The organism is Paenirhodobacter ferrireducens (genome assembly GCF_004022265.1).
GTDB lineage: Bacteria > Pseudomonadota > Alphaproteobacteria > Rhodobacterales > Rhodobacteraceae > Rhodobacter > Rhodobacter ferrireducens.
Genome location: NZ_SAVB01000039.1, coordinates 1 through 13,585, shown reverse-complemented (window position 1 = coordinate 13,585; position 13,585 = coordinate 1). Strand labels below are relative to the sequence as shown.

Here is a 13,585-nt window from a genome sequence, read left to right as displayed (position 1 = left end):
CACGCGAGCCTTGAAGCCCGCGTCGTGATTTCTGCGTTTCGACATGTTCTGATCTCCTCGTTCTTGGAGACCAGCAGACGTCAGATCGTAGCTTCCGTCACTGTCCAATTTTCGGGGAGGTGCTCACCCAGCTCAGGGCGTAAGCCCCAGTCAGTCCTTGGCCGGGCGTGCCTGATGCTTTCGGATGCGGTGCGCATGAGGCAGGAGCCTAGCCTATTTCGGCTGCATTGTCCGCAGCGGAGACGGCTGCGATGATCTCACATCCATCGCAGCCGATCTCCTTCACGATCTGCACGAACTCGACGACTTCCACCTTGCGCTCACCGTTCTCATACTTCGCCACGAAGGACTGCGGACGCTTTAGCCGATCCGCCAGCTCCGTCTGGGTCAGCCCCGCATCGAGCCTTGCCTGTTTGAGGGCGGTCATGAGCGCAAGATGGCCCGGGCTGCGCAGGGTTCTGCCCATGCTGTGAACTCCGAATAAATCCGGAATTCGGATAATCTCACTTGAGGAATATCCCATTTTGGGTTATTTCATCGACGTTTACTGATGCTTTCCCGAGTTCTCCATGGCCCAATGCCCTCATTGCATGACTGAAATTCACGATGACGCTTCGATCTGCCCCAGCTGCGGCGCAATGCGGGGCGTGTGGGGGCATCCGATCGGAAACTGGCTCCGCGCGGGCAACTTCATGTTCGGCATTGCCGCATTTCTGGTTGTTCTCGGGATCGCCTTGGGGGGTTGGGTTTCTTCGGGCTATGCCACGACCTGGTTCGACGGGCTGATCGCCTTCCTGTTCCTCGTCCCCTTCATGCTGCTGTTTGCAGCCCTGGGCTTCGCCCTGCGCTCCATCATCCCCCGGCTACCCCAGCACTGGTATCGCTGAATACGCCTCGCATGTGCGCAGACACGACGGATCCCGCCCCATGAAATATCTCATTACCGCCGCTCTTCTCGCCATCGCCACGCCGGGCTGGGCCGCAGACTGGCATTTCGTGGCGTCGGTCGAAGGTGGCGCGGAATACTGGACCTTCACCAACGAGATGGGCTCAGCGAGCCCTCGGCGCGTGCTCGGCAACGAGATCTGGATCGTGCGCAGCGACGAGGCGAACGAACTCGACGCGAACGGAACCTGCGACTTTAGCAACTGCATCGTGCGCATCATGCTGGACGGTCAGAACGCGAAGGCAGGCGAGCAGGTTCGCATCGCCTTCTCCAATGGCGAGGCGCTTGAATTTCAGGCCGACGGAAGCGACAAGCTGTTGAGCAATTTCAACGCCGCCGGGATGGGCGCCACGAACCTTTTCGTTCACAATATCCGGCAGGCAAAATGGGTCGACGTCAGCTTCGGAACGAAGCAGCATCGTTTCAGCCTCGCCGGATCAGCGGAGGCCCTCGACGCGATCCGTCCCTGGCTGAAGAGGAGCAACTGATGCAAGTGACCTTATCGAAGGGCGAGCTGCCCGCCGCGATTTTCCGGTCCGACCGCGAGAACGCCCGCATCTGGTGGGCGGCCCTGAAGGAAGGCCAGCGGGAAGATCGGATCTGCGATCTGACCCAGGTGCTGGAATTCTATGGCATCGACCTGCCCGAGAGCGAAGATGGCTGGATGATGGCGTGCTGGGAGAGCGAGTGCGCCTGACCCCGTCCCTACGGCCCGTCGTGATGCGAGCGGGCCGGGGTCAGGCTACGCGCAAACCCTGTTCCGACCGCCCCTCATACGGCTGGGGCGGAACAGGGTTTGCAGCCGCCCAGAAGGCGGCATCGTTCGGAGGCGTTGGTTTCAGTGTCGCGGGGGTACAGGGGGCGTCCCCCTGTTCGACATTTTGCGGGTGGGGCTTTGCCTCGGGCCCCGCAAAATAATAGTCGGTCACTAATATTTAGCGAAATCGCGAAAGTAGACCACTTTAGCCTATCAGTAGCGCCGGCCCTTTCGTAGCCCGGAAACTTGATCGAATGGCCACCCCAGTCTAGCAATGCGTGAGCCCGATACGGCAGGTTTTATCGCTGTGGGCTCAGAAAACACGGGGGCGTCAGAGAGGCTCTCAAGGAGATGGATGATGCGCCGGAAACATAACCGCTTCACCCCGTTCACGGCCTTGTCGAAACACCGGCAACGTGATGCTTTCGTGCGCCTGCGCTGGAAGATCCTTGGCGACGCCCCGATATACGGTGGGCTGTTCACCAGCCATCTGGTGTTGGACGAGCCGGGGCGCCCCGATCTCTACAGGCAGTGGTTCGATTTCCTGTTTCTGGGGCTCGATGGCCGCAGCATCTGGAACGCCAGCATCACCACCGGCAACCTGCAATTCTGGGATCGCACTCAGAATCTCGCTATGGAACGGACGTACTCACGCCTGAGCGAGGCGGAGTTGGAAGAGGAATATCGCTGGAAGCGCATCCCTGCGGCCTACGTCGGGCGGGAGAAACTCTACCGGTTGATCCGGCCCGAACCGTGCCGCCATGCCGCGCTTGAGGGGCTGACCGTCAGAGAATACGAGGAGCGGGCCGCCGCAGAGATTCTGCGCGAAACCCCGCCAGAGATCCATGAGACGTTCCGGCTCGACCGCTCGTATCGCTATGGCATCGGGCTGGAGATCATCGTTGCCTCTCCGATCATCGACCGCACCGTAATCGAAGGCGCCATCAGGCGGTTCAGAGAACTTGGTGAAACCGACTGGCAGAACTCTAACCCCATTCCCCGCGAGCATCTGCCGTTCCAGACAGAGGCCGAAGCTATGGCCGCCGCTGGCCCATACATGCTGAAAGGCTGAACCGCCCCAAAGACGGTGATCCCCGGTCGTCTCGTTACCGACATTGCTGCTAGGAACGTGCGTGAAGCTAGATCTCGCGCGGAAGGTGCTCAGCCGGGCCTGGCATCTTCCGTAGCATCTATGACCCGAAGATAGGAACGCCCCAAAGCCGACGGTCGAGCATGACGCTTGGCACCGGAGCACTCGGCCCTTACTGGCCGGTCGAGCATGCGCTCATGCCGCGGTGCAGCTTCCCCGAAGCGGTCGGTCGTGGCATTGTGCAGCAAAATCCGGGGCGAATGTCGCTGATGCGGACATTGCTGCCGTTCCGCGATATTGCGGAACTGGATATCGGCTAGGCGGATATTTCGGCGGTGTGTTGCTGTGCCCGCGCTTGTGCGGCTCAAAAGTCAAATGGCCGACAGCGTAGCGAAGACAACGATCAGAAAGCCCGCGATGCCCAGTGTGAGCAACAAGGTGCGCGGTGTTGTCGATCCGCTCACGGCCGTTCCATCATTCGCAATTGCCAGCCGCAGGCCGCCGGCAATCACCGCCAGACCGAGTATGATCCCGATCCACTCCATTGCGGCCAACGTTGTTGTCATGGGAGCGCCTGCGATCGGGAAGATGTGGGCAAGATCGAGGGCATAGACCACAACATAGGCCACGCCTGCAACTATCGGGAAAATCCCCGCATGGCTGGTTCGAAAGATGCGATAGCCCAGAACGAGACTTCCAATGCCGAGGCAGGTGAGAAAGATATTGAAGGCGGCAAGCACAGCGACGCTATAGCCCGGAAACGTTCGGGTTTCGACAAATCCACCCGGGATCATCAGGGCCAGATTGACGGCACTCAGTATTACAAGGGTGCATAGCGCACGAACAAGCGTCATAGGGAAATACCTTCCGTAAATTGAGAGGGGAGGAGCGGTGCCATCAGGAGCAAAAACGCTCGCTGCGAGAGAGCTGCTTCTGCGTCCTCTGACAAAGTGGACCCGTTCAGGGCAAACCATCGATCCACGGTGGCGATCAGATTCAACGCAACCTCGGTCAGTAGCGTGATAGGAAGGTCATCGCGCACTGCGCCGATAGACTGACCTGCGACAAGTAAGTCATCAATAGCGCCGCGTATCGCGGCCAGTGGCTCCGCGAAGGACTGTTGTGCGGCAGATTCCCGGTGCAACGTCCTGAGCAAGCTAGCAAGACGGTCGTCACCCTGAAGCATTTTTGTGAGCCGTGCACAAAGCGCACCAAGTTCGAGCCAATACCCTGTTGCGTTGGGCGCAGAGGCTGCTTCGCTGACTTGATCAAGGAAATCGCATTGTCGAACGCGGCGCTCAAGCGTTGCGCAGAAGAGTGCGCCCTTGTCGGCAAAATAGTGATAGGTGCGACCCTTGCTTTCGCCCGCGCGGGCAATGATGCGGTTTAGCGACGCCTTTTCAAACCCGTGCTCGCAAAATTCCGCCTCGGCGGGAACAAGCCAACGCGCTTGCGTCTGCTCGTCCAGTGCCTCGAACCTTTGGCGCGGTGTTGTAGTTTCAGTCGGCATTCATGATTCGTTAGACTGGTGGTCCAAATCTGACCAGTGATTAGACCGCCGGTCTAATTCTGTCAATATGGGCTCGGAGCGGTCATGCGGCGGCGCAGCGCGTCCTGCGCCTGGCAGGCAGCGGTAGCCGTCGCTCCCGGCCCTAAGCCGCCGGTTGAGCATGCGTCGTCGCCGCGGTGCAGCTTCCCCGAAGCGGTCGGTCGTGGCATTTTGCAGCAAAATCCGGGGCGAATGTCGCTGATGCGGACTGAGTGAGCTTTCGCTGCGGCTGCACGAATGTCAGCTCTCGGAATTTTCTTACGACATGGAAGCCTCATCGACAGCTTGTCGAACTATCTGGAACACCTCCTCCAGTTCATTTTTCGGCACGCCGCCAAAGGCAAGCCTAAGCGCCTGTGGCACTACGACCGTTGTTGCGAAAGGTTCTGCACCGGATGAGGAAATACCGTGTTCCTTCAATCGTGTGACGATGGGTTCTGCCCGAACACCCTTTTCAAGCGGCAACCAGGCAAAGCCTGCGTTGCGATGTGAAAGAATGATCGAACTACCAAAAACGGCCCGACAAAGCCGCTGACGCTCTGCGCCGTCTCGCCGCCGGGTCTCTTCGGAACCCGCAAGTGTGCCGTCCTCAATCCAGCTCGTGACCAGACCGGAAATCAGCGCGGGGGCGTTCCAAGTCGTCGCCCTGATCGCTTCAAGCAATCTATCTGTTTGGGTCTCGGGGGCGATCAAGTAGCCCAAACGCAATCCTGTGGCGAGGCTCTTGGAAAAACCTCCTACATGAACAGTTCGCTCAGGAGCGAGGGTGATGAAGCTTGGCGGCGGATCCGGTTCAAGAAACGCGTAGGCAGCGTCCTCGATCAGCAACAAGTCATGTGCGCGGGCGACTTCGATCAGGTGTAGGCGTGTTGCCTTATCCATAACCGAACCCAAGGGGTTATGGACCGTTGGCATCAGATAAACCGCTCGCATCTTGCGCGCGCGACATTGTCGTTCCAGATCATCCGGGTCCATCACGCCATGTCGTCCCTCGACGGGAACAAGATCAAGGCCTTGCAACGCCGCGATGGATTTGAAACCGGGGTAAGTCAGGGTGTCGGTTGCAATCCTGTCCCCACGACGAAAAAGCCCGAGCACGATGATTGCCAACCCATGCTGACCGCCTGACGTAACCAGAAGGTGTTCGGGGTCTATGGGACCATGGATCAAGGCAAGGCTTTCCGCAATAATCCGACGCTCATGCGTTCGCCCGCCGTGAGGCTGATAGCGCAGCATTGCTTCAAGATCGCCCGCCGCCGCAAGTCGCCGCAGTCCAACGCGCAGCATATCCGCATCGCCTGCGTCACCCGGCATATTGAAAACCAGGTCTATGAGGCCATCACTGGCTGTCTGTCGGACCCCAAGCGTAGGGGGCAATCCGAGGTCGCGGACGAAGGTGCCACGACCAGCTTCGCCGACAATCATGTCTCTCCGCTCCAGCTCCCCGTAAGCACGAGTCGCGGTAGCAAGAGCCACATCGAACTGTTCCGCAAGCGCGCGATGTGTGGGCAGTTTCGTGCCAGGGGCCAGCTTGCCCTCTTGAATCGCGGTCGAAATCAGGTCGGCGAGGCGTATGTAACGGGGCGTCTTCATAATCTCACCGTACTTAGTACAATCAAAAAATTGTCATACTTATTATCTCATGGCATTCCGATCTCAAGTCAATCTTCGAGGTCCGTGCCCCATGTCCAAACTGATCCCTGTTTCGCTGCTCGCTCTTGGCCTTTTCACGGTAACGTTCGCCGTGAACCTTCAGGCTCCGCTCTATGATGCCTATGCAGCGGAAAGTGATGTTGGGGCGACGGCGGTGACGGTTGCGTTCGCGGCCTATGTCGGGGGTCTCATGCCGACACTCTTGCTGCTGGGTGGGCTGTCGGACCGGATTGGACGACGGGTTCCGATTGCGCTGGCGTTGATCCTAGGCGCAGTAGCGACAGCGCTTCTCGTGCAGGTGCCAAGCTGGACAAGTCTTGTCGTCGCGCGCTTCCTGCTCGGAATCGGAACCGGACTGGCGACAACCGCCGGGACGGCCTACATGACGGAAATTCTCGGCTCGGACCGCGCGAAGAATGCCGCTCTGATCGTGACCTCTGCGACATCTCTCGGCTTTGGCGGCGGCGCTCTGGCAACCGGTATCAGCCTCGGGGTGCAGGGGCCGACGCTTTTGCCCGCCAGCTACATCGGCCTGTTCGTGGCAGCTCCGGTCCTCGCCGTAATTGCTCTCGGACTGCCCCGAATGGACAAGCCTCGCGCCGTGTCCATTCTGCGCCTGCCGGTCTTCCCTTCCGGCACATGGATGTTCGGGGCCGCAATGGCGCTCGCCTGGTCAACGACCGGCATGACCATCGCGGTCATTCCGCTGGAGCTTGCCGCGAACGATCTCGGTGGGTGGACGGGCCTTGTCATCTTCTTGGCAATCTTCGTCGGATTTCTCTGCCAGCCGATTGCCCGGCGCATGACCAACGGCCGCGCGCTCGCCCTCGGGTTCATTTTGATCCCGCTCGGCTTCGTCGTTCTTCTCGCTGGTGTCTGGCTGAAGGTTCTAGCCTTTGTTCTCCTCGGCACCGGCATCACCAGTGCGGCCAGCTACGGCTTCACCTATCTCGCCTCATTGGCGGAAGTTTCGTTGCGTGCGCCGGACGATCGGGCGCGAGCGACGGCGGGCCTGCTTGTCTATGCGTACTTCGGGTTCTCGCTTCCCGTGATCGTTAGCGGTGCATTGGCGGATATGTTCGGCTTGTTGTCGGCAATGTTGATGTTCGCAGCGGTCCAAATTGCGGTCACGACGATTATTGTGATGACGTGGAAGCGAGCGTCTGTTCCGCCTTTTGACGCTCTCGATGCAGGGATATGAAACACATGACAGATAAGAAAAGTGAAAAGCGGCTGCGGATCATGGTGCTGTTCGGTGGCCGGTCGGACGAGCACGAGGTTTCAGTGCTCTCCGCGATGAATATTCTCTCCGCGATGGATCGCGAGAAGTATGAACCGGAGCCGGTATATGTCGGGCGGGACGGCCGCTGGAGACCCAGCGATTTTATAGCGGGCTCACTCTCACGACCCGCATATGGGGCATGTGTTTTCCCCATTCCTGGTGAACGGGGGCATCTGATTTACCTGTCGGCAGCTGGACATGCTGAGAAGTTGCCGCCCGTCGATGCTATTTTTCCGGTGTTGCACGGCCAGTGGGGCGAAGACGGTTCGATACAGGGGGCGGTCATCACCGCGTGTGTCCCTCTGGTCGGATGCGGCATTCGGGGTTCGGCGAATGCGCTGGACAAAGAGATCGCGAAACGGCTCCTGAGAGAGGCAGGGTTGCCGGTGGCCCGATCCGTGACGCTCCGCCGAGAAGACCCGGCACCTTTCGAGGTGGTGAAGAGGAAGCTGGGCGCGCCATTCTTCCTGAAACCCGTCACGCAAGGGTCGTCAGTCGGTGTCGGGAAGGTTGCAACCGACGAAGAATATCGAGCCGTATTGGCAAATGGCTTCGAACTCGACCAACGGATGCTTGCGGAAGAACATATCACAGGCCGCGAAATTGAATGCGCGGTCTTGGAAGAGGCGGACGGGTCTCTGTTCGTCTCTAGGCCGGGCGAAATTGTTCCTTCCACCACGCATGGGTTCTACACCTACGATGCGAAATATACTGATCCGGATGGGGCCAAATTGCACGTCCCTGCCGATCTCTCCGACGACAATGAAGCGTCGATCCGCTCCATGGCCGCCCAGGCATTTCGAGCGGTCGGGTGCGACGGAATGGCTCGCGTTGATTTCTTCCTAAAGGGCGATGGTGGGCTTGTCGTGAACGAGCTAAACACCATGCTTGGGTTTACAGATATCAGCATGTATCCGAAGGCGATGGCTGCAAGCGGGATCAATGGACGGGAGTTGATCGAGAGATTGATCTCTCATGGGTTGGCGCGTTTTCGAGCCGAGAAGCGTGACCGGTAAACACGGCTTTTTGTAGCGGAAGAATAGCGGAGCTGCCATTCGCAAGAGGCGCAGCATCGGTCAAAGTTGGGCTCGAAGCGGTCATGCGGCGGGGCGGCGGGCCTTTCTTGAGGCCCGCGCCGCCGTATCGACCTGATCGGCCCCAAGCTGCCGTTCAAACGCCTCTCCGGGAGGGTCCGCTTTGCGCCCCCCATCTGGCCGTTCCCGGTCAAAGTTGGGCGTCCTGAAAGCTGCCTTTGGCCGCAGCACCTGCCAAGGCCCACTATGCGGGCGGATTTGCCCTTCAATCCCGGCTCTCGAAGCTCTACCTGAGCAGTCGCAGTCGGCCAATCTCAGCCTTGGCGAGTGATGGTTTCCACTACGACAGCCACGACCATCTCCGCACCCACCTCACGGACTTCATGGCGGCCTACAACTTCGCGCGGAGGCTCAAGACCCTCAGCGGCCTCACACCCTAAGAATACATCGGCAAAGTCTGGACTTCAGAGCCGGACAGATTCATCGTTGACCCGATCCACCAGATGCCGGGACTGAACACCTAACTCAGTGCTAATCTTGGGAATGGGCAGTTAACATGTTATAGTAATGTCGGTGCCCAGGCGCTTTCTGTGATCAAGATCTATCATGAGGAAACCGATTATGCCGATCCATTTCGATACTGCATTCTCGTTCGACGATCCCTCCGTCAAAGCCTTCCTTTTCGATGGCAGCGCGGCGTCCTACACTGCCAAGCCACCGCAGCCGGCGGGGTTCGGTCACGACTCGCAGGACCGCCGACCCAGCGGTGAGCCGGTCACCGCGATCCAGGACATCGTATTTCTGGTCCAGGAATGGTGGCAGCTTCTGCAGGCGGGCAGCGGCGCGGGCGTCCACCGGGTCGTGGTCGCGATGGAGCAGCGGGTCGAACTGAGCGTCAGCTACTGGGCCTTCTTCCGCGACGGATTGTCGGAGGCGGCAATCGCCGAGGGGCGGGCGCTGCTTGCGTCCTACGATCCGGCGAGCGACGGCAACGACGTCGAGGCTTGGGTGCAGGCGCATATCGGGCCGAACCTGCAACTCGACGATTTCGTCCTCGATACCGCGGTGACGCTGCGCAAGATCGACCAGCCGCAGGAGCGCGACATCAGCCAGCGCGACGCGCTGTTCGCGCTGCTCGGCGTCGGCGGGGGCGAGCCGCCGCACAGCGAGATCCCGGTCGTGGGCGATTACTCGCTGCCGCAGTGGGGGCACGACCACCAGCTAGACCTCGTCCTGATCCGCACTGCGGTCTTGCAGGAGGACAGCGCGCCGCCGCTCGATCCGACGACCGGCAAGGAGGTCGCGCCGGGCCACGCGACGGACCCCATGGAGGTGGGCAGGGCGATCGATGACGTCCTCGGCCAGGTCGTCCCGAGCAGTTGCGGCCAGATGAAGCGAGAGCAGTTCGGGCTGTTGGCCCTCGCCGCCTGGCCCGAGTTCAAGATCAGCTGGACGCGAATCCGCATCCGGATCGGCTGCAGCTCGATCAGCATTTCGGTGCCGATGCTGCATGTCCGGCTCAGCAAGCTGGTGTTCTACGTCTATTACTCGCTGCCGAGGAACCTTGGTCGCACCGTCTTCAAGATCGCCGAGACCTGCGCGATCCGCTCAGCGTTGGGAAGCGCGGTGATCGGTATCGTCACCACCAACATCGCGGCGGCGGTGGGCAGTTTCACCCCGCTGTTCAAGCGCTGCCTCGAACGCGAGGTGGTGAACTGCATCCACCCGGGCCTGATGCTGCTGAAGGAGCCGGGCGACTGGGTGCCGCCGGACTGAGCGGGCCCGGTGACCGAAAACGCCCGCCGGTCGGCCGACCGGCGGGCGCTCTCATCAGACAGGACAAGCTACGCTCAGGCGTTGGCTTCGCGGATCTTCTCGGCGGCTTCCTTGTTGTAGGCGATGCCCTTGGCCTCGAAGAGCTGGTCGAGCTCGCCCGACAGCGTCATCTCGGTGACGATGTCGCAGCCGCCGACGAATTCGCCCTTCACGTAGAGCTGGGGGATGGTCGCTTATCCGAAAGTCTGCTCTCACGAAGCCGCGATGCAGCGGCCAATTCAGGACCCAGGTTGGCAATTGCTCGGGAGCGGCGGGGTCGGTCGGCTTGCGCGATGTCCGCTTCGGTCAGTCAGCATCCCGGACCTGCCATTCCGCAATCGGCCCCAAACCGGCCATTCGCGCCCACCGCAGCGAACAGCCGCTCACCGCCCTTCGTGTCGTCTAGGGTAGGTACCGGCCCGTGTTCCTCGCTGAATGTCTGCTTCTTGAGGGCGGCGGTGGCACTTTCGCGTCCGCAGCGAACTTCCGCTTCCCCAGCACGGCGCCTCTGCCGTCACACCTAGCTTCCTCGCCTTAACTCCTGATACCGCCAGTCAACCGCTTCACTGAAAGCCCCAAAGTCCTGCCCTAGCCCCTGGCTCAGCGCATGCAGGGCGGTCAGTGTCGGCTGGCGGCGGCGCGTTTCCAGAAATGAGATGAACCTGGTCGAGACATCCGCCCGCGCGGCAAGCTCCTCCTGCGACAGCCCCGCCGCGAGACGGGTTGTCCGAAGAACCTCGGCGAAGGCCTGCAAGAGAAGATCGTTTGTGCGCTCCATAAGCGCATGGCATCCCGTGGGCTCGCTCTTGACGCCACGAACAGTTGTTCTACTTATGGAACTAAAGTTCGGGTTGCGGAGGATGCCATGGGGATTTTCGATGGGATGGGGATCACGGCCTTGGCCCTGGCTTCAATGGCGGCCTTTGCTCCTTGTGTCGCAGCGGCGGAACAAGCTGAGGGGTATGATGCCCTTCAGGACAAGGCCGGAACTTTGCCCGTGCGCAGCTATGACTATGCCATTCTTGGGATCAAGCCAGGCATGAACGGCGAAGAGGCCGCAAAGCGCCTTTCGGAGCATCTGGGCAAGCCGATGCAACCCACCTCGGGCGTGTTGCAGGTCAAGGCGCCGAACGGTGCCGGGTTCCGCAGCCAGATGGTCATCGGTTACGTCACGCCGGGGATCGGCCCGACCGTGCGGATGAGTGCCCGGCCGTATGAGGAGATCACGCTCGATCTGTCGACCCCGGCGCTTGGCTCGGTCGTCACCGGCATTCACCGGACCTGGCGTATCGTGGGCGACGAGGCCCCGGCTCAGGGGGCCTTCTTCGCTCAGATCGCCGAGACCTACGGCGCGCCGCATATGACCGGCGGCAAAGGGGCTGGCGTGAACGAGTACCTCTACATGCTTTCGCCCGAAGGAGCGCCGGTCACCGCCCCGATCACGGTCACCGATGCCAACGGCAACAGCAGCACCGCAGCCTATCCCTGTCAGGACAAGGCCCATCCCGCGGAAGGCACCTATCGCTATCGGGGCGGCAAGGGGCCGGAGACCGGCGCCCATTGTTCAGTGCGGTTTTCTGTCCGATATCAGGGCGGGGCGCAGGACGCGACGCTGCGCTTCGACCTGGTCGATTTCGATCTGATGCGACGCGACGAACAGGCCGCAGACCCACAGATCGAGCAAAAGCTGAGCGCGCCGGCAACGGCGACCAAACTGGACCTGTGACGGAGGCGATATCCGCTTGCGGTATTTTCGCGAACGCACCGAGCTGTGGGGGCTCCCCCACAGCTCGGTGAAATCTGAGCGGATACTGATTTTCGCGTAGGCACATATTATAATTTTTCAATATTCGAACCGCTTCCCGGGAAAGTCTGTAGAGACGGCTTGGCCAACGCCTGTATCGTCCGCACCTGATCGAGCCGGGATGAGGCTTTTTCGGCCAACCCGCGCCATGCCGGGGATGTTTCGAGCGCGCCCGCAAGAGAGGACGCCGCAGAAGGGGTCTCGAAGGCGTGCCGCATGCCCTGCGTGACATAGGCCACCGTCTCCGGCCATTTCATCCAGCTCGGGCTAGCGTCGGCAAGGTGGCCGATCCACCTACCAATTCCCCGAAGAAAGCCAGTGACTCCATCGAGCAGATCGGCCCCATGGATGGGCCCGCGCAGGACCTCCACCCCGTCACTCAGCACCGGGGACAAGGCCTCGCGCATCTCGCGATTGCGAAGCGCATCGTGCCGGTTCCATCCCCCCATCTGCGCGGGCGTCTCAAGCCGCTCCAGCATGACGGGATCCGGATCGACTTGCCGAAGCGCCTCGACAACTCCGCCTGTGGCGATGGCATGGATCAGCTCGGCTTCACGCAAGCGTTTCTGCACGGTATCGTGCAAGCTCAGCTCAAGGCGCCGCTCCTGTTCCTCGGCAAGGCGCCGGGCATCGGCGGCCCGCGCGACGGCAATTGCTTCGTCCTTCTGTGCCTTCAGACGCGATGTCTCGGCCTTCCAGGTTTTGCGGTCCAGACGCCTGCGGCGCGGCCCGGTTCTGGCTTGCCCATGTCGCGCCCCGACCTCGGTATGATAGCGATCCTGCCAATGCCGCATCGCCTGCTTGTAGCTGCGCGAGGGTGAGCCAGACCAGTCTTCGGCGCGGTGCCGATCCTGTTCCCGATGCCCTTCATGGCAGCGCTTGGCATCCATGCGCATATTATCATCCGCACATAATGGAACGGCGAGGACATGCACATGCGGATGGGTTTCATCGCGATGCTCCACGATGCTGAGCACCTCGGCCCCGTTGCGGGCCGCATCGTCCCTGGCGAAGGCGATCACATCCCGGCGCCAGCGCAGATACTCCGCCTCGTTCATCTCGGCGACGGGATCGGGGAAACTGAAGACGCTGGCGATCATCACATGTGTGTCCGCGCGGATCGCGCGCAGCACAGCCTTGCGGTCGGGCTGTTCCTTGCGCAGGCGGCGCAGCAGCTTGTTCTGCTCGGTCACGCGCTGCTCGATCAGATCTACAACCTCGGAGGGGCGCATCCCGTCAAGAAGGGTGGCAGGCAGGGGGTGGGCCACATGCGGGCACGCCCCCTCCAGCCGCTCGTTTTCATGCGCGATGTCGCGCACCGAGCGGCTCTGGCTGTTGCCCTTGCGCGAATAGGTCTGCTTGTGGGCAAAGATGGACTTTTCCGGGCGATCAGACACGGCGCCCATCTGGTCCAAAACCAGCGTCTTCTGCCTCGGACACACTGACCAAGCCGCGTTCAATTGCTGCACGTACTTGCTTTGCGGGTATCACACGACAAAGGTCATGCCGTGACTTGATCCAGTCAACGACCTGAGCACCTCCCCGAAAATTGGACAGTGACGGAAGCTACGATCTGACGTCTGCTGGTCTCCAAGAACGAGGAGATCAGAACATGTCGAAACGCAGAAATCACGACGCGGGCTTCAAGGCTCGCG

At 60.8% G+C, this 13,585-nt stretch carries 15 protein-coding genes and 2 pseudogenes; 10 read left to right on the top strand and 7 right to left on the bottom strand.

Annotated elements, in window-relative coordinates; genetic code table 11:
* Positions 1-208: 208 nt before the first annotated feature.
* A complete protein-coding gene (locus EOW65_RS19575) occupies positions 209-466 on the bottom strand; it encodes a helix-turn-helix domain-containing protein (protein WP_128152324.1) in 258 nt (85 codons plus the stop codon).
* A gap of 124 nt (positions 467-590) precedes the next feature.
* On the opposite strand from EOW65_RS19575, the gene EOW65_RS19570 reads away from it, so the two are divergent.
* From EOW65_RS19570 to EOW65_RS20045, 5 genes are all read left to right on the top strand, one after another.
* Complete coding sequence (locus EOW65_RS19570; RefSeq protein WP_240664802.1) at positions 591-887, top strand: zinc ribbon domain-containing protein; 297 nt, start codon at positions 591-593, stop codon at positions 885-887.
* 40 nt (positions 888-927) lie between these two features.
* Positions 928-1,434, top strand: a complete 507-nt coding sequence (locus EOW65_RS19565) for a hypothetical protein (RefSeq protein ID WP_128152320.1) — start codon at positions 928-930, stop codon at positions 1,432-1,434.
* A complete protein-coding gene (locus EOW65_RS19560; protein WP_128152318.1) occupies positions 1,434-1,643 on the top strand; it encodes a hypothetical protein in 210 nt (69 codons plus the stop codon). The genes EOW65_RS19565 and EOW65_RS19560 overlap by 1 nt, the downstream gene beginning before the upstream one ends.
* A gap of 418 nt (positions 1,644-2,061) precedes the next feature.
* Positions 2,062-2,775 (top strand): hypothetical protein, encoded by a 714-nt coding sequence (locus EOW65_RS19555; RefSeq protein WP_128152316.1) that lies wholly within the window; start codon positions 2,062-2,064, stop codon positions 2,773-2,775.
* Between the two features lie 161 nt (positions 2,776-2,936).
* Complete coding sequence (locus tag EOW65_RS20045; RefSeq protein WP_164880171.1) at positions 2,937-3,113, top strand: hypothetical protein; 177 nt, start codon at positions 2,937-2,939, stop codon at positions 3,111-3,113.
* Between the two features lie 51 nt (positions 3,114-3,164).
* On the opposite strand, the gene EOW65_RS19550 is transcribed toward EOW65_RS20045, so the two are convergent.
* The 3 genes from EOW65_RS19550 to EOW65_RS19540 form a co-directional block, all read right to left on the bottom strand.
* Positions 3,165-3,647 carry a hypothetical protein gene (locus EOW65_RS19550; protein ID WP_128152314.1) on the bottom strand — a complete coding sequence of 161 codons (483 nt, stop codon included), beginning with the start codon at positions 3,645-3,647 and terminating at the stop codon, positions 3,165-3,167.
* Positions 3,644-4,303: a TetR/AcrR family transcriptional regulator gene (locus tag EOW65_RS19545; RefSeq protein WP_128152312.1), complete on the bottom strand. Its 660-nt coding sequence runs from the start codon at positions 4,301-4,303 to the stop codon at positions 3,644-3,646. Before EOW65_RS19545 ends, EOW65_RS19550 begins: the two co-directional genes overlap by 4 nt.
* 297 nt (positions 4,304-4,600) lie before the next feature.
* The gene (locus EOW65_RS19540) at positions 4,601-5,935 is read right to left on the bottom strand and encodes an aminotransferase-like domain-containing protein (protein WP_128152310.1); all 1,335 of its coding nucleotides are present in this window, start codon (positions 5,933-5,935) and stop codon (positions 4,601-4,603) included.
* Between the two features lie 91 nt (positions 5,936-6,026).
* Between EOW65_RS19540 and EOW65_RS19535 the strand changes: the two genes are divergently transcribed.
* The 4 genes and pseudogenes from EOW65_RS19535 to EOW65_RS19520 all read left to right on the top strand — a co-directional run bounded on the left by EOW65_RS19535 (position 6,027) and on the right by EOW65_RS19520 (position 10,087).
* Positions 6,027-7,196: an MFS transporter gene (locus EOW65_RS19535; protein WP_128152308.1), complete on the top strand. Its 1,170-nt coding sequence runs from the start codon at positions 6,027-6,029 to the stop codon at positions 7,194-7,196.
* Positions 7,193-8,293, top strand: coding sequence for a D-alanine--D-alanine ligase family protein (locus EOW65_RS19530; protein ID WP_240664801.1), 1,101 nt, complete (start codon positions 7,193-7,195; stop codon positions 8,291-8,293). Before EOW65_RS19535 ends, EOW65_RS19530 begins: the two co-directional genes overlap by 4 nt.
* Before the next feature lie 353 nt (positions 8,294-8,646).
* Positions 8,647-8,835: pseudogene (locus tag EOW65_RS19525) on the top strand (IS481 family transposase); the annotation flags it as partial.
* Between the two features lie 82 nt (positions 8,836-8,917).
* Positions 8,918-10,087 carry a hypothetical protein gene (locus tag EOW65_RS19520; protein ID WP_128152304.1) on the top strand — a complete coding sequence of 390 codons (1,170 nt, stop codon included), beginning with the start codon at positions 8,918-8,920 and terminating at the stop codon, positions 10,085-10,087.
* A gap of 74 nt (positions 10,088-10,161) precedes the next feature.
* Here EOW65_RS19520 and EOW65_RS19515 read toward each other — a convergent pair.
* Together EOW65_RS19515 and EOW65_RS19510 are read right to left on the bottom strand one after the other, a co-directional pair.
* A pseudogene (locus EOW65_RS19515) lies at positions 10,162-10,317 on the bottom strand (Grx4 family monothiol glutaredoxin); the annotation flags it as partial.
* 329 nt (positions 10,318-10,646) lie between these two features.
* A complete protein-coding gene (locus EOW65_RS19510; protein ID WP_128152302.1) occupies positions 10,647-10,904 on the bottom strand; it encodes a helix-turn-helix domain-containing protein in 258 nt (85 codons plus the stop codon).
* Positions 10,905-10,991: 87 nt separating this feature from the next.
* On the opposite strand from EOW65_RS19510, the gene EOW65_RS19505 reads away from it, so the two are divergent.
* Entirely contained in the window at positions 10,992-11,852 is an 861-nt protein-coding gene (locus EOW65_RS19505; protein WP_128152300.1) for a hypothetical protein, read from the top strand.
* A 107-nt stretch (positions 11,853-11,959) separates the two neighbouring features.
* On the opposite strand, the gene EOW65_RS19500 is transcribed toward EOW65_RS19505, so the two are convergent.
* Positions 11,960-13,336, bottom strand: coding sequence for a plasmid recombination protein (locus EOW65_RS19500; RefSeq protein WP_240664803.1), 1,377 nt, complete (start codon positions 13,334-13,336; stop codon positions 11,960-11,962).
* Positions 13,337-13,585 lie beyond the last annotated feature (249 nt).